The sequence below is a fragment of the Histophilus somni 2336 genome, from assembly GCF_000019405.1.
Taxonomy (GTDB): Bacteria; Pseudomonadota; Gammaproteobacteria; order Enterobacterales; family Pasteurellaceae; genus Histophilus; species Histophilus somni.
In genome coordinates, this window is sequence record NC_010519.1 from 2,089,236 (window position 1) to 2,104,528 (window position 15,293).

Here is a 15,293-nt window from a genome sequence, read left to right on the forward strand (position 1 = left end):
CTTATTTTTTCTGAGTTGATAATATTTCAGCAAATTTAGAGGACATTTTATTTTCAAACCCTTGTGGAGTTTTGACCGTTAAATAAATAGGTAAATCATATTGCTCAGCAATTTCCAGTGCTTTTTCCGCACCTAAAACAAATAAACCTGTGGATAAGCCGTCTGCAGTCATAGCACTTTTAGATAAGACTGTAATTGAGGCTAAATTATGCTGAACGGGCTGGCAAGTTGTAGGATCTATTTCATGGGAAAAACGTTTTCCATCTTGCTCAAAATAATTGCGATAATCCCCGGAAGTTGCCATAGCCAAATCTTGTAAACCGACAACTTGTGATACAGATCGAGTTCCATCAAAGGTTGGCTTTTCAATAGCTATTTGCCAAGCTTTATTTTCAGCATTATGACCATTTGCTCGAATCTCACCGCCAATTTCCACTAAGTAGTCAGTAATACCTTGCTCAGCAATATAATCAGCAACTTTATCGACACCAAAACCTTTAGCAATAGAAGATAAATCAATATAAATCTGCGGCACAGATTTGGTCAAAAAGAATTTATTGTCTTTTTGTGTTAGTCTAACTTTCTCAATACCTACCCAGGCTTTTCGTTCAGCTATTTGCTCCGGTGTGGGTGCTTTTTCTACCCGTTTTTCCGGTCCAAAACCCCATAAGTTCACAATAGGACCAACTGTTACATCTAGAGCACCTTGAGTAATTTGATTTAACTTTATTGCTTCAGCAACTACAAAAGCCAAATCTGCGGAAATTTCAATAGGATTATTTATCTCCTTGTTTTTGTTGAACACACTTAACTCTGAATTAGGAATATAAGTGGACATTTTAGCATTTACATCTTGTAAGATACCTTCAATGCCTTCGTGCATTTTTTGTATACTTAACTTAGTCTTGCCATTATCAATATATTTGATATGGTAAGTTGTACCCATGGTTCTACCATTTAATGACACTAACTCAGCTTCTTTTTGGCAAGCACTAAGTAAAAATACCAACGCAAATACGTTTATTAAATTTAATAATAATTTCTTAGTCATAAAGTGCGGTTCATCCTATTTATAAGTTTTTACTAAAGGTTCATCAGCCTTTTTAATATCAATATGACAATAGCCATTAGGATTTTTTAATAAATAATCCTGATGGTATTCTTCCGCTGGATCAAATCGTTGTAAAGGTAACACCTCAACAACAATTGGTTTACTGTATTTTTTCTGTTCTTGTGTAAGAGCGGTTAAAATAATTTCTCTATCCTGTGGATCGGTATAGTAAATACCTGTTCTATATTGTGTTCCTTTATCATTACCTTGTTGATTTAAACTAGTAGGATCAATTACTCGGAAATAATATTGCAAAATATCCTCTAAACTTAATTTATTTTGCTCATAGATCACTTTAACCGTTTCCGCATGACCAGTATTATTGTATAACACATCTTGGTAACTTGGATTTTCAGTTTTACCATTTGCATAACCTGAAATAGCATCCAGCACACCATCAATACGATGAAAATAGCACTCTACTCCCCAAAAACAACCTCCCGCAAGATAAATAGCTTTGTTGCTCATACGTAATTTCCTTTATGCAAGTATAATTAGTTTAAATAAAATACAAAGCGGTCAGCTTCAAAAATTTATGAAATCTGACCGCACTTTATTGATCATTTAAGATCAGCCACCAAAATCATCTAATAAGATATTTTCATCTTCAACACCAAGATCTTTTAACATCTTAATTACAGCAGCATTCATCACCGGAGGTCCACACATATAATATTCACAATCTTCCGGTGCTTCATGATTTTTCAAGTAGTTTTCATAAAGAACATTATGAATAAAGCCTGTGTAACCATCCCAATCATCTTCAGGAAGTGGATCAGAAAGAGCCACATGCCATACAAAGTTATCGTTTTCGGCTTGAAGCATATCGAAATCTTCTACATAGAACATTTCACGTTTAGAACGAGCACCATACCAAAATGACATTTTACGTTTTGATTTTAAACGTTTTAATTGATCAAAAATATGTGATCTCATTGGTGCCATACCCGCACCCCCACCGATAAAGACCATCTCATTATCAGTTTCTTTAGCAAAAAATTCACCAAATGGACCTGAAATAGTAACTTTATCTCCTTCTTTCAAAGACCAAATGTAAGAAGACATTTGACCTGGCGGTACATCAGGATTACGTGGAGGAGGTGTTGCAATACGAACATTTAGCATTATGATACCTTTCTCTTCTGGATATGAAGCCATAGAGTAAGCACGAATAATATGCTCGTCCACTTTTGAAGTATAACGCCATAAATCAAATTTATCCCAATCTTCGTGGTATTCTTTTGGAATATCAAAATCTTTATAGTGAACAGTGTGTGGTTCTGCTTCAATTTGGATGTAACCACCAGCACGGAATGGTACTTCTTCACCTTCAGGTATTTGAAGTTTAAGCTCTTTGATAAAAGTTGCCTTATTGTCATTAGAAATAACAGTACATTCCCATTTTTTCACACCAAAAACTTCTTCTGGTAACTCAATCTTCATACTGTTCTTCACATTTACTTGACAAGAAAGACGATAACCTTCTTTAGCTTCACGCTTTGAAATATGTGAAAGTTCTGTCGGCAGAATATCTCCTCCACCTTCAGTAACTTTCACGATACATTGACCACAAGAACCACCGCCCCCACAAGCAGAGGATACAAAGATACCTTTATTTGCCAATGCACCTAATAATTTACCACCTGCTGGTAAGTTAATAGCTTTACCAGGATCATCATTAATTTCAATAGTAATGTCCCCTGAATTTACCAATTTAGATTTAGCAAACAAAATAAGTACAGCTAAAGCTAAAACGATAACAGTAAACATTGCAATACCAAGAGTAATTTCCATTTAAGTATCCCCTATTACAACTGAACACCGGAAAATGACATAAACCCAAGAGCCATTAAGCCAACAGTGATGAAAGTAATACCTAACCCACGAAGACCTGCCGGAACATCAGCATATTTCATTTTCTCTGTAATACCGGCAAGAGCAACTATAGCTAACATCCAACCGGTCCCTGCACCAATACCATAAACAATAGACTCGGCAAAGTTATAGTCACGCTGAACCATAAAAGATACCCCACCAAAGATTGCACAGTTTACCGTAATTAAAGGAAGGAAAATCCCTAATGCGTTATAAAGTGCGGGGAAATATTTGTCTAAAATCATTTCAAGAATTTGAACTAATGCAGCAATTACCCCAATGAAAGTGATGAAATTTAAGAAACTTAAATCAACACCATCAATTAAAGCTCCATCTTTAAGAATGAGAGAATAAACCAATTGATTTACAGGCACAGAAATACCTAATACAACAGTCACCGCAACACCTAAACCAAAAGCTGTTGATACTTTCTTTGAAACTGCAAGGAATGTACACATACCAAGGAAGAAAGAAAGAGCCATGTTTTCGATAAATACGGATTTTACGAAAAGGCTAATATAATGTTCCATAAATTATTTCTCCACCTGTTCCGGTTTCCATGTTCTCAGGCCCCAAATAATGAAACCGATAATAAAGAATGCACTTGGTGCTAATAAAAACAAACCGTTGGTTTGATACCACCCACCATCTTGGATAGTTTGGAAAATAGTCATACCAAATAATTTACCTGAACCAATTAATTCTCGAATAAAAGCGACAGTAACTAAAATTGCTCCATAGCCTAAACCATTACCAATACCGTCAACAAAACTTTCTATTGGTGCAGATTTCATTGCAAAAGCCTCCGCACGTCCCATCACGATACAGTTTGTGATAATCAACCCCACAAAAACTGAAAGTTGTTTTGATAACCCATAAGCATACGCACGTAAAATTTGATCAACCAAAATTACTAACGAAGCAATAATTGCCATTTGGACAATTATACGAATACTGTTCGGAATATAATTACGGATTAAAGAAATAAAAAAGCTTGAAAAAGCTGTAACAAGACTTACCGCAATTGCCATAACAACTGCTGTTTCAAGTTTGGTTGTTACCGCCAACGCAGAACAAATACCTAAAATTTGTAATGCAATCGGATTATTATCAGTAATCGGTGATAATAATAACTTTTTAATATTTGCATTTGCCATTAGTTAGCCCCCTTTTTTAGTTTTGCTAAATATGGACCAAAGCCATTAGCACCAAACCAATAATCAAACGTACCTTGAACTCCTTTAGAAGTTAATGTTGCACCGGAAAGACTATCAATTCCATGTTGTGCATCAGACGATGCACCTTTACCTACACGAATAGCCGGTTGATTTTCTTCATCAAGCAGTAATTTACCAACAAATTTAGCTTGCCATTTTGGATTTTCAATTTCGCCTCCCAACCCAGGTGTTTCACCATGGTCATAGAATGTAATACCTTTAATTGTATTACCATCCGGTTGAATTGAAACAAAACCATACATTACCGACCACAAACCCGTACCATACACAGGTAAAACAATTTGGTTTATCTGATTGTTCTCATCTTTAACAAGATAAACTTCCGCTAATTTAGCACGTTGACGTAAACCAGCTTTATCATCTTGAGGGGCAATAGAAACATTTTGAGCGGAATCTTTCGCTGCAGATTTTGCATCAAAACCGGTAGGACATTTTACATAATCACCAGAATTTAATTCCACACAACGAGCTTCAATATTCTTAGTAAAAATATCTTTAATTTGACCGGCTTTTGTATCTTTTTGCAATAATCCTGCAACACTTAAAATATTTTTTTGCTTATCAAGTTGTTTTTGTTCTTCTTGTGTTGGTTTTAACAATACCGCAGAACCAGCAACAATAACAGAACAAGCTAAACTCAACAGAACAACAATCGAAATTGTTCCTCCAACACTATCTTTATTAAATTTAGCCATTGCGAGATCTCCGACGTTTAATATTTGCTTGAACAACAAGGTAGTCAAATAACGGTGCGAATAAATTAGCAAATAAAATAGCCAGCATCATACCTTCAGGATATGCTGGATTTGCCACACGGATAATTACAGCCATCACACCAATTAATGCACCATATAACCATTTACCTTTATTAGTAAATGCGGCTGAAACAGGATCTGTTGCCATAAAAAACATACCTAATGCAAAACCGCCTAATACAAAATGCCAATACCATTGCATTGCAAATAATGGATTAGTTTCAGATCCAATAATATTGAATAAAGTTGAAGTTGCAATCATACCAATCATCACACCAGCAATGATCCGCCAAGAAGCAATTCGAGCAAAAACGATAATTGCAGCTCCAATTAATAAAGCAAAAGTAGAAACCTCACCTATAGAACCTGGAATATTACCTAAAAAAGCATCCATCCAAGTAATAGGCTCGCCTGTTGCAACATGTTTTAATGCAACTTGTCCACCTGCAGCCCATTGAGAAAGTGCGGTCGCACCAGAGAAGCTATCCGCAGCTGTCCAAACCAAGTCTCCAGAAATTTGAGCTGGGTAAGCAAAAAATAAAAACGCTCGACCTGCTAATGCTGGATTCATGAAATTCTTACCAACACCGCCAAACACTTCTTTTGCAACGACAACACCAAAGGTTGTTGCCAATGCCGCTTGCCATAATGGTAATGTAGGGGGAACAATCAATGCTAATAAAATAGATGTAACAAAGAAACCTTCATTAATTTCATGTTTACGCACCATTGCAAATAAAACTTCCCAAAATCCACCGACCAAAAAGACAGTTATGTAAATTGGTAAAAAGAAAATTGCACCTAATGCCATTTTAGCTAAAACACCAGCATCAATAGACACTAAACCAAGCATGTTTGCTAATGCAAAGTGCCAATCATTAGCTACATTTTGAGCTAAGTTTGCAGAAAAATCACCAACACTTAATGCAAGAATTGATTGTGCACCAACATTGTACATTCCGTAAAACATTGCAGGGAATAATGCAAGCCAAACAAGCACCATCATTCGTTTTGAGTCCAACGCATCACGAACATGTGAAGATTTACCTGTTACTGTACCCGGCGTATATAAAAATGTCGCTGTCGCTTCGAACAATGCATACCATTTTTCATATTTACCACCCGGCAAAAAAGCAGGTTCCATTTTCTCTAAAAGATGTTTTAAACCCATTTTTAACCTTCCTTCTCGATCTTATCTAATGCTGCACGTAACATCGGACCATATTCATTTTTACCCGGACAAACGAAAGTACATAAAGCCAAATCTTCTTCATCCAATTCAAGACAGCCTAAAGCCTGTGCACTATCCGTATCACCTGATGCTAAATCACGTAATAATAATGTAGGTATAATATCTAGAGGAACAACACGCTCATATGCACCAATCGGTACCATAGCACGATGACCACCATTTACTGCGGAAGTAAAATTAAATAATTTACTGCTGAAATGTCCTAGTACTGTTCGAGTAATGGAAAATTTGTTTTTTCCTGGCATAATCCAGCCTAAAAATTCTTTCTCACGACCTTCAGCAATAACAGATACTTGCAAAGCATAACGTCCCAAATAGTTATATGGACCGATTGCTGTATTACCACTTAACACTGAACCAGAAATAACTCGATTTTCACCCGCACTTAATTCATTTTCCGTTAAATGTGAAAGATTTGCACCTAACTGCGTACGAATTAAACGAGGATTTTTAACTTGTGGTCCAGCTAAAGAAACCACTCGGTCAGTATAAATTTCGCCTGTAGTAAATAATTTACCAATAGCTATAACATCTTGATAATTCAAATACCAAACTGATTTAGTTGCACTAACAGGATCAATAAAATGTATATGTGTACCACTTAATCCTGCTGGATGTGGTCCACTAAAATCATGAACAGCTAAGTTAGGTAAATCAATCGTTGGGATATTGCTATCACCAGCTTTACACAAATGTAATTTGCCTTCATGTAAACGACTTAAAACGGTTAATCCATCAGTAAAATCCTGCCAATGTTCTTTTAAAACAATTTCAGGATTTGCTGATAATGGATTTGTATCCATTGCATTAACAAAAATAGAAGAAGGTACTGCATCACTCGCAGGTACTTTACTGAAAGGACGCGTACGAAGTGCGGTCCATAAACCAGAAGATTGTAAATTTTGACGAACTTGCTCTGAAGTCAATTTTTTCAATTCATCTTCATTATATTGAGTAAAGGTAATTTGTTCGTTACCTTCCACTTTAATTACCACAGATTGTAAAACTCGCTTAGCACCACGATTGATCGCAGTTACAGTACCACTTGCAGGTGCAGTAAATACAATACCAGGATTTTTTTTGTCTTCAAAAAGTACCTGACCTTTTTTCACTACATCACCTTCACGCACCTTCATCGAAGGTCGCATACCCACATACTCTTCGCCAAGCAAAGCAACTTCTTTAACAGCATTGCCGTTATGGATTACTTGTTCTGGTTTTCCTGCAATAGGAAGATCCAAGCCTTTTTTAATTGTAATCATATTGTTTGCACTACTTTTCGTTAGATTAAAATATAGTTGTAACAAAAAAGTAACAACCGCGTCTTGAGTAATGATTTCAGCCGACGAACTACTAAAAATCAATTTATCCGCATCAATCACATAAAAATAAAACTCAAATTCTGTTTTTTACTGTACCTAGCTTAATGATAGAAACAATAAATTAAAAATTTACTAAAAATCAACGAGTCATTTTAACTAAATAATGACTCCGATTCCACTTTAGACACCTTTTTTTATGTTTTTTTATGAAATTTTTGATCTATTTTTGTAAAAAAATCAATTCTAAACCAAAATATTGCTAAAGAGTTACTGACCAATACCTGAACAATTAGGCGACTTTGGAAAAACTTTGCCTAATTTTTCCCATTCTTCAGGACTATATAAATGTAAAGCTAAAGCATGAATACCTTGTTGTAACTCACTACTAAACAATGAGTAAACTAAACGATGACGAGCGACTTTTGTCAAGGATGAAAACCTATTGCTCACAACAACTAATTTAAAATGAGAGTTAGCACCTCGACCTGAGCTGTGCATATAACTTTCATTTTCTATCTGTAAAAAGTGCGGTGAAAATTCTTGTAATAGCTTTTTTTCTAGGACTTTTTGTATCGACATAAAATTATCCTTATTTTTACTATTTGATATTTGATATATAACACTATATTTTCATTAATAAAAAACAGATTTTATTTTTATCTTACATCAAAAATAGATTTTTTTATTACTCAACTCTGTTTTTTTATTGCATACTCTTTCATTACATCAACAAAAAACCGCCTTTTGGCGGTTTTTTATTTATAAGATTAACGTTTTCTTTGTGTTAAACGATCTGTTAATTCATAAGCACGTAATTTTGCCAATTCTCTTGAAAGTTTAGATACCAACATTTCATAACTAGCATCTTTGGCACCAGAAACAATATTTTGTTCAGCCTTACGTTTCGCCTCCAAAATACGTTCTCTATCAAGTTCCTTACCACGAATAGCAACATCAGCTAAAACAGTTACAATTGTTGGTTGAACCTCCAAAAAACCTCCTGAAATGTAAATAACTTCCTCAGTATCATCTTCAAGAGTAATTTTTATAATACCCGGCTTGATAGCGGTAAGTAAGGGTAAATGTCCGGCTAAAATACCCAACTCACCTTCAGAACCTGTAGCTTGAATGCCTTTAACTTCACCATTAAAAATATGTTGTTCTGCACTTACTACGATTAATTTAAATGTCGCCATCTTTTTCTCCTTCAAGTTTGCTGTTAATCAGTCTTGAAGTAACTACATTTTTTTGGCTTTTTCTAGCACTTCTTCGATTGAGCCAACCATATAGAACGCTTGTTCCGGTATATGATCGTATTCACCATCTAAAATACCTTTGAAACCACGAATAGTATCTTTTAGTGATACATATTTACCAGGAGAACCAGTAAATACTTCTGCAACAAAGAACGGTTGTGACAAGAAACGTTCTATTTTACGTGCTCGTGCTACCACTAGCTTATCATCTTCGGAAAGCTCATCCATACCGAGGATAGCAATAATATCCTTTAATTCTTTATAGCGTTGCAAAATACCCTGCACACCTCGAGCTACATCATAATGTTCCTGTCCTACTACTAATGGATCTAATTGACGTGAAGTAGAATCCAAAGGATCAACAGCTGGATAAATACCCAAAGAAGCGATATTACGACTTAACACCACTGTTGAATCCAAATGAGCAAAGGTTGTTGCCGGAGAAGGGTCTGTCAAGTCATCCGCCGGAACATAAACAGCCTGAACGGAAGTAATAGAACCCGTTTTTGTTGAAGTAATACGCTCTTGTAAAACACCCATTTCTTCTGCTAATGTCGGTTGATAACCTACCGCAGAAGGCATACGACCTAAAAGAGCGGATACTTCTGTACCTGCCAAGGTATAACGATAGATATTATCTACGAAAAATAATACGTCACGACCTTCATCACGGAATTTTTCCGCCATAGTCAATCCTGTTAAAGCAACACGTAAACGGTTACCCGGCGGTTCATTCATTTGACCATAAACCAGCGATACTTTATCTAATACATTAGATTCTGTCATTTCATGGTAGAAATCATTACCCTCTCGAGTACGCTCACCTACACCTGCAAATACTGAATAACCTGAATGTTCGATTGCAATATTACGGATTAATTCCATCATATTTACAGTTTTACCTACACCGGCACCACCAAATAAACCAACTTTACCACCTTTAGCAAAAGGACAAATTAGGTCAATAACTTTGATACCTGTTTCTAAAAGTTCTGTACTATTTGATTGTTCTTCATAGCTTGGTGCAGCACGATGTATAGCCCAATATTCTTCCGCACCAATTTCTCCTTTTTCATCAATAGGCTCTCCCAGAACGTTCATAATACGTCCTAGTGTTTTTGTTCCCACAGGAACAGAAATTGGATTTCCTGTATTTTCTACTTTTAAACCACGTTTTAGACCATCAGATGAACCCAATGCGATACAACGTACTACACCGCCACCCAACTGTTGTTGAACTTCAAGAGTTAATCCTGATTCAACTTTTAATGCATCATAAACTTTTGGTACTGCATTTTGTGGGAATTCAACATCAATTACCGCACCGATAATCTGTATAATTTTTCCTGCTGACATTACCTTATCTCCATTAAATTGCTGCTGCACCCGCAACAATTTCATTCAATTCATTTGTAATACTTGCTTGACGAGCTTTGTTATACACCAACTGCAAGTCATTAATTAAATTACCTGCATTATCTGTTGCTGCTTTCATTGCTACCATTCTAGCCGCCTGCTCAGAAGCCAAATTTTCAACAACAGCTTGATAAACTTGAGATTCCAAATAACGGACTAATAAACTATCCAACAAAGTTTGAGGATTTGGTTCGTAAATGTATTCCCAATTATCACTATTTTTGCCTAAGCTATCATTATCTAATTCCGGTAATGGAACGAGTTTTTCCATTATTGGTTTTTGCGACATCGTATTGATAAACTTATTATAAGTAACATAGATTGCATCAATTTTACCTTCTTTATAAGCCTCAAACATACGATTTGCTATACCAATTAATTCTTCAGCTACAGGGGTATCTCCCATACCTGAATGCTGAGCTTTAATTTTTAAACCAAGAGATTGGAAAAAACCTATACCTTTTGCTCCAATTAAACCTAATGAAACATCAACATTTTGTTCTTTCCAGTTTTTTATTTCAGAAAGTGCGGTCTTAAATAAATTAACATTTAAACCGCCACATAAACCTCTATCGGTTGAAATAATTAAGATGCCAACGTTTTTAACTTCTCGTTCAATCAAAAATGGATGTTGATAATCAATATTGGCTTTTGATATATGGCTAATTACACCTTGTATTGCTTTAGAATACGGACGTGAAGACGACATACGATCTTGCGTTTTACGCATTTTCGATGCTGCAACCATTTCCATTGCTTTAGTAATTTTTTGCGTACTTTGCACACTGGATATTTTGGTTCTTATCTCTTTTGCACCAGCCATTTTATTTCTCCGTTAATTAACTATTACCATGCAACATTTGCTTTAAATTGATCTAAAACGGTTTTCAATGTATTTTTAATTTCATCATCATAATTACCAGTTTTAGTCAACTCAGCCATAAAATCAGCATAGTTGTAGTTTGCATATTCTAAAAGTGCGGTTTCAAAAGTACCTATACGATTTAATTCAACGTCATCTAAATAACCAAATTCAACAGCAAATAATACCAAAGCCTGTTCAGCAACACTTAACGGTGAATACTGTTTCTGTTTCAATAATTCAGTTACTTTTTGTCCATGTGATAATTGTTTACGTGTAGCTTCATCGAGATCTGATGCAAATTGAGCAAAGGCAGCTAATTCACGATATTGAGCAAGTGCGGTACGAATACCACCAGCCAATTTTTTAACTACTTTGGTTTGTGCCGCACCACCTACACGAGAAACCGAAATACCCGGATTCACTGCGGGACGAATACCCGAATTAAATAAATTGGATTCCAAGAAAATCTGACCATCCGTAATTGAAATTACATTAGTTGGGACAAATGCTGAAACATCTCCTGCTTGAGTTTCAATGATAGGAAGAGCGGTTAAAGAACCTGTTTTTCCTTTCACTTCACCTTTTGTGAATTTTTCTACATATTCTTCACTCACACGAGAAGCTCGTTCAAGTAAACGAGAATGAAGATAGAATACATCTCCAGGAAAAGCTTCCCGACCCGGTGGACGACGTAAAAGTAATGAAATTTGACGGTAAGCAACTGCTTGTTTAGATAAATCATCGTAAACAATTAACGCATCTTCACCACGATCACGGAAATATTCACCCATTGCACAACCTGAGTATGGAGCAAGGTATTGTAAAGCTGCTGACTCAGATGCAGAAGCTACAACAACAATAGTATTTTGTAATGCTCCATGTTCTTCTAATTTACGTACTACGTTAGCAATTGTTGATGCTTTTTGACCAATAGCGACATATATACATTTTATACCTGAATCACGCTGATTAATGATGGCATCAATAGCCAATGCTGTTTTACCTGTTTGACGGTCACCGATAATTAATTCACGTTGACCACGACCAATAGGAACCATTGAGTCAACAGCCTTATAACCAGTTTGTACAGGTTGATCAACAGATTTACGTTCAATTACACCCGGTGCGATAACTTCTACCGGTGAAAAACCATCATTTTTGATTTCACCTTTACCATCAATTGGCTGTCCAAGGGTATTTACTACTCTACCTAATAAACCTCGACCGACCGGTACTTCAAGAATACGACCTGTACACTGAACTTCCATACCTTCCGCTAAATCAGAGTAAGGTCCCATCACTACCGCACCTACAGAATCACGTTCAAGGTTAAGTGCCATGGCATAACGATTACCCGGTAATGCAATCATTTCTCCTTGCATCACATCACTTAAACCATGTATACGAATAATTCCGTCACTTACAGAAACAATTGTCCCTGTATTACGTGCTTCGTTTATCACCTCAAACTGAGCTATACGTTTTTTAATCAATTCACTAATTTCTGTCGAATTTAGTTGCATATTTTATTCCTCTTACAATCGCAACTCATTTGCTAGACGGTTGATTTGTCCACGACAACTACCATCAATAACAAAATCATTTGTACGAATAATAGCTCCTGCAATTAACGAACTATCTATTCTGCAATTTAATATTACTTTACGAGCAAGTCTTTTTTCCATTGCGGTAATAATTTTCTGTTGCTGTACATCATTTAACTGTTGAGCAGAAACAACTTCAACTTGTGATAGAGATTTATATTCTTCAACATAAGATTTAAACTCGTTAAATACAGCTGGAAGTACAGCTAAACGCTTATTTTCAGCCATCAACCTAACTAAATTTTGCCCATATTGATCAAGTTGTTCGCCACAAATTAAGATAACAGTATCAGCAAGTTTAAAAGTAGAACTAGTGCTTGTTAAGTAAGATTGAACTTTATCATGACGAATAAGCTCAGACAAAAACTCCAACATATTAGTCCATTTTTCTACCGCACTTTTATCTTTTTCAGACTGCTCTACTGCAAAATCAAATACCGCTTTCGCATAGGGGCGAGCTATCGTAGTTAATTCCGACATAGTCTCAACCTTCCTATAAATCTGCAACTAATTTATCAATAATGTCATTGTTCGCCGCTTCATCAATGTTGCGACCCACAATTTTCTCAGCACCGGCAATAGCGAGAGATGCGACTTTAATACGCAACTCTTCTTGAACACGTTTACGTTCAGATTCTATTTCTGCATGTCCCTGTTCAATAATTTTCTCTCTTAATGCCTCAGCTTCAATTTTGACTTCTTCCAAAATTTCATTGCGACGTTTATTCGCTAGATCCACTATTTCCTGAGCTTTAATTCTAGCTTGATTAATTTCTTGCTCAACTAAAACCTTTGTATCGGATTGCTCTTTTTTAGCAGCTTCAGCCGAAGCTAGTGCATTTGCAATAGATCTTTGACGTTCTTCTATAGCTTTAATAATCGGTGGCCATACATATTTCATACAGAACCACACAAAAATAGCAAAAGCAATCAGCTGACCTATTAATGTTGCATTTAAGTTCACAATGCCCTCCCTAAAATTGGATTTATTCTTCTAAAGAATAATATGATTATTTATCCAACTTTAATTAGTTTAATAAACCAATGAATGGATTTGCAAAAATAAATAGTAATGCAATACCTACTGCAATCATTGAAATAGCATCTAAAAGACCAGCTACAATAAACATTTTTGTTTGCAAGCTAGCTGCTAATTCAGGTTGACGAGCAGATGATTCTAAGAATTTACCGCCTAAAAGACTAAAACCTATAGCAGTACCAAGTGCAGCAGCTGCTAATAAAATTACAGAACCAAAAATAGTTGCAGTAATAATGTTTTCCATAATATTCTCCTATAGATGTAGATAAAAGTTTAGCCAAAAGCTAAGTTGTTAAAAAATCAATCGAAAATGTTTAGTAAAAATAATTTCATAAAACAGATTTAATGATCTGATTTATTATAAGCTATACTTAGATATACTACAGTCAGCATCATAAAAATAAATGCCTGTAAAGTAATAACTAGAATATGAAAAATAGCCCAAATTAAATGCAAAGGAATACCTAATACTTGCGGAATAATATTATCTGCCATATACATAACAGCAATAAGGACAAAAATAAGCTCCCCTGCGTACATATTACCGAATAAACGGAAAGCTAATGAAATAGGCTTAGCCAAAAGGGTGACTGCTTCCAATAAAAAGTTTACAGGAATAAATGCCCAATGATTGAATGGATGTAAGGTATATTCTTTTACAAAACCGCCTAACCCTTTAGACTTAATCGTGTAAAAAATAATTAATGCAAACACACAAACAGACATACCTAATGTCGCACTAATATCGGCTGTAGGAACTGCTCGTAAATAATGAATACCTAATAACTCGGCAAATTGCGGTGGAAAATCAACAGGAATCAAATCAATAGCATTCATAATAAACACCCAACAGAATATTGTTAATGCCAATGATCCAATTTGATGACGAACATCACTTCCGTGAATATTATCTTTAACAACACCATCAACCCACTCAACTAGCATTTCAACTAAACATTGAAATTTTCCAGGAACTCCTGATGTTGCTTTACTAGCAATACGATAGAAAAAGAAAAGGAACAAAACTCCAGATACTAAAGAAAAAAATAAAGTATCAAGATGGACATTCCAAAAACCTTGTCCGGTAGTTAAGAATGTTAAATGGTGACTAATATAGTCAGCAGTAGTATGGCCAGCCATAGTTAATCCTTTTTAAAACTAAATTTTAAGGCATTTATTTACCATAAAAGGCAAAAGATTATTCAATACAATACTTATAAGATAACCTACAAAAAAAACTTTAAAATCAACCTTAAATGTTTTAAAAATGAATACAACCAAAATAATTGTTAAGATAAACTTAATCAATTCTCCACTGTAAAACATTTTTAGGTTATTTTTATACTTTTTGTTAGTAAAAAACATTAAATACACAAAAAGGCAATATGGAATAAAAACTGAAAGTGCACCAAATAAGAAAGATAAGTACACTTCATGATCACTCATACCGCCTATACTCAGTAAAGCAAAAGAAAACATAAAAATAAAAAACTCAATTAATAATGAAATTTTATATCTTTTTTGAGTTTTTTTTATTACAGCAGACATCTTATCGTTCTA

17 protein-coding genes and 1 pseudogene are annotated in these 15,293 nt (G+C 35.2%); all 18 read right to left on the bottom strand.

Going from position 1 to position 15,293, the window contains the following annotated elements; all coding sequences use genetic code 11:
- Position 1: 1 nt before the first annotated feature.
- The 18 genes and pseudogenes from HSM_RS09475 to HSM_RS09560 all read right to left on the bottom strand — a co-directional run bounded on the left by HSM_RS09475 (position 2) and on the right by HSM_RS09560 (position 15,281).
- Positions 2-1,051, bottom strand: a complete 1,050-nt coding sequence (locus tag HSM_RS09475) for an FAD:protein FMN transferase (protein WP_012340935.1) — start codon at positions 1,049-1,051, stop codon at positions 2-4.
- 30 nt (positions 1,052-1,081) lie between these two features.
- Positions 1,082-1,579 (bottom strand): annotated as a pseudogene (gene msrA / locus HSM_RS09480) (peptide-methionine (S)-S-oxide reductase MsrA); the annotation flags it as partial.
- Positions 1,580-1,681: 102 nt separating this feature from the next.
- Positions 1,682-2,905, bottom strand: a complete 1,224-nt coding sequence (gene nqrF, locus HSM_RS09485) for an NADH:ubiquinone reductase (Na(+)-transporting) subunit F (protein WP_011609832.1) — start codon at positions 2,903-2,905, stop codon at positions 1,682-1,684.
- A 14-nt stretch (positions 2,906-2,919) separates the two neighbouring features.
- Positions 2,920-3,516, bottom strand: coding sequence for an NADH:ubiquinone reductase (Na(+)-transporting) subunit E (gene nqrE, locus HSM_RS09490; RefSeq protein ID WP_012340937.1), 597 nt, complete (start codon positions 3,514-3,516; stop codon positions 2,920-2,922).
- 3 nt (positions 3,517-3,519) lie between these two features.
- The gene (locus HSM_RS09495; protein ID WP_011609834.1) at positions 3,520-4,143 is read right to left on the bottom strand and encodes an NADH:ubiquinone reductase (Na(+)-transporting) subunit D; all 624 of its coding nucleotides are present in this window, start codon (positions 4,141-4,143) and stop codon (positions 3,520-3,522) included.
- Complete coding sequence (locus HSM_RS09500; RefSeq protein WP_011609835.1) at positions 4,143-4,919, bottom strand: Na(+)-translocating NADH-quinone reductase subunit C; 777 nt, start codon at positions 4,917-4,919, stop codon at positions 4,143-4,145. Before HSM_RS09500 ends, HSM_RS09495 begins: the two co-directional genes overlap by 1 nt.
- Positions 4,912-6,150 carry an NADH:ubiquinone reductase (Na(+)-transporting) subunit B gene (locus HSM_RS09505; protein ID WP_011609836.1) on the bottom strand — a complete coding sequence of 413 codons (1,239 nt, stop codon included), beginning with the start codon at positions 6,148-6,150 and terminating at the stop codon, positions 4,912-4,914. The genes HSM_RS09500 and HSM_RS09505 overlap by 8 nt, the downstream gene beginning before the upstream one ends.
- 2 nt (positions 6,151-6,152) lie before the next feature.
- Positions 6,153-7,493, bottom strand: a complete 1,341-nt coding sequence (locus tag HSM_RS09510; RefSeq protein ID WP_012340938.1) for a Na(+)-translocating NADH-quinone reductase subunit A — start codon at positions 7,491-7,493, stop codon at positions 6,153-6,155.
- Between the two features lie 327 nt (positions 7,494-7,820).
- A complete protein-coding gene (locus HSM_RS09515; protein ID WP_012340939.1) occupies positions 7,821-8,132 on the bottom strand; it encodes a BolA family protein in 312 nt (103 codons plus the stop codon).
- Positions 8,133-8,320: 188 nt separating this feature from the next.
- The gene (locus HSM_RS09520) at positions 8,321-8,749 is read right to left on the bottom strand and encodes a F0F1 ATP synthase subunit epsilon (RefSeq protein ID WP_012340940.1); all 429 of its coding nucleotides are present in this window, start codon (positions 8,747-8,749) and stop codon (positions 8,321-8,323) included.
- A 42-nt stretch (positions 8,750-8,791) separates the two neighbouring features.
- Entirely contained in the window at positions 8,792-10,165 is a 1,374-nt protein-coding gene (gene atpD, locus HSM_RS09525; protein ID WP_012340942.1) for a F0F1 ATP synthase subunit beta, read from the bottom strand.
- A gap of 13 nt (positions 10,166-10,178) precedes the next feature.
- Positions 10,179-11,048 (bottom strand): F0F1 ATP synthase subunit gamma, encoded by an 870-nt coding sequence (gene atpG / locus HSM_RS09530; RefSeq protein WP_012340943.1) that lies wholly within the window; start codon positions 11,046-11,048, stop codon positions 10,179-10,181.
- Between the two features lie 23 nt (positions 11,049-11,071).
- Positions 11,072-12,613, bottom strand: a complete 1,542-nt coding sequence (gene atpA, locus HSM_RS09535) for a F0F1 ATP synthase subunit alpha (protein ID WP_011609842.1) — start codon at positions 12,611-12,613, stop codon at positions 11,072-11,074.
- 12 nt (positions 12,614-12,625) lie between these two features.
- Positions 12,626-13,174 carry a F0F1 ATP synthase subunit delta gene (gene atpH / locus HSM_RS09540; RefSeq protein ID WP_012340944.1) on the bottom strand — a complete coding sequence of 183 codons (549 nt, stop codon included), beginning with the start codon at positions 13,172-13,174 and terminating at the stop codon, positions 12,626-12,628.
- A 13-nt stretch (positions 13,175-13,187) separates the two neighbouring features.
- Entirely contained in the window at positions 13,188-13,658 is a 471-nt protein-coding gene (atpF, locus tag HSM_RS09545) for a F0F1 ATP synthase subunit B (RefSeq protein WP_011609844.1), read from the bottom strand.
- Positions 13,659-13,722: 64 nt separating this feature from the next.
- Complete coding sequence (gene atpE, locus HSM_RS09550; protein WP_012340945.1) at positions 13,723-13,977, bottom strand: F0F1 ATP synthase subunit C; 255 nt, start codon at positions 13,975-13,977, stop codon at positions 13,723-13,725.
- 98 nt (positions 13,978-14,075) lie between these two features.
- Complete coding sequence (gene atpB / locus HSM_RS09555; protein WP_012340946.1) at positions 14,076-14,873, bottom strand: F0F1 ATP synthase subunit A; 798 nt, start codon at positions 14,871-14,873, stop codon at positions 14,076-14,078.
- An 18-nt stretch (positions 14,874-14,891) separates the two neighbouring features.
- Positions 14,892-15,281: an ATP synthase subunit I gene (locus HSM_RS09560; protein WP_041605175.1), complete on the bottom strand. Its 390-nt coding sequence runs from the start codon at positions 15,279-15,281 to the stop codon at positions 14,892-14,894.
- Positions 15,282-15,293 lie beyond the last annotated feature (12 nt).

Coding starts and splice junctions, on each gene's coding strand:
- nqrF (WP_011609832.1), bottom strand. CDS start 2,905: ATGGAAATTACTCTTGGTATTGCAATGTTTACTGTTATCGTTTTAGCT.
- atpH (WP_012340944.1), bottom strand. CDS start 13,174: ATGTCGGAATTAACTACGATAGCTCGCCCCTATGCGAAAGCGGTATTT.
- atpE (WP_012340945.1), bottom strand. CDS start 13,977: ATGGAAAACATTATTACTGCAACTATTTTTGGTTCTGTAATTTTATTA.
- atpB (WP_012340946.1), bottom strand. CDS start 14,873: ATGGCTGGCCATACTACTGCTGACTATATTAGTCACCATTTAACATTC.
- atpA (WP_011609842.1), bottom strand. CDS start 12,613: ATGCAACTAAATTCGACAGAAATTAGTGAATTGATTAAAAAACGTATA.
- HSM_RS09505 (WP_011609836.1), bottom strand. CDS start 6,150: ATGGGTTTAAAACATCTTTTAGAGAAAATGGAACCTGCTTTTTTGCCG.
- HSM_RS09495 (WP_011609834.1), bottom strand. CDS start 4,143: ATGGCAAATGCAAATATTAAAAAGTTATTATTATCACCGATTACTGAT.
- HSM_RS09510 (WP_012340938.1), bottom strand. CDS start 7,493: ATGATTACAATTAAAAAAGGCTTGGATCTTCCTATTGCAGGAAAACCA.
- HSM_RS09475 (WP_012340935.1), bottom strand. CDS start 1,051: ATGACTAAGAAATTATTATTAAATTTAATAAACGTATTTGCGTTGGTA.
- atpG (WP_012340943.1), bottom strand. CDS start 11,048: ATGGCTGGTGCAAAAGAGATAAGAACCAAAATATCCAGTGTGCAAAGT.
- atpD (WP_012340942.1), bottom strand. CDS start 10,165: ATGTCAGCAGGAAAAATTATACAGATTATCGGTGCGGTAATTGATGTT.
- HSM_RS09500 (WP_011609835.1), bottom strand. CDS start 4,919: ATGGCTAAATTTAATAAAGATAGTGTTGGAGGAACAATTTCGATTGTT.
- HSM_RS09515 (WP_012340939.1), bottom strand. CDS start 8,132: ATGTCGATACAAAAAGTCCTAGAAAAAAAGCTATTACAAGAATTTTCA.
- HSM_RS09560 (WP_041605175.1), bottom strand. CDS start 15,281: ATGTCTGCTGTAATAAAAAAAACTCAAAAAAGATATAAAATTTCATTA.
- nqrE (WP_012340937.1), bottom strand. CDS start 3,516: ATGGAACATTATATTAGCCTTTTCGTAAAATCCGTATTTATCGAAAAC.
- HSM_RS09520 (WP_012340940.1), bottom strand. CDS start 8,749: ATGGCGACATTTAAATTAATCGTAGTAAGTGCAGAACAACATATTTTT.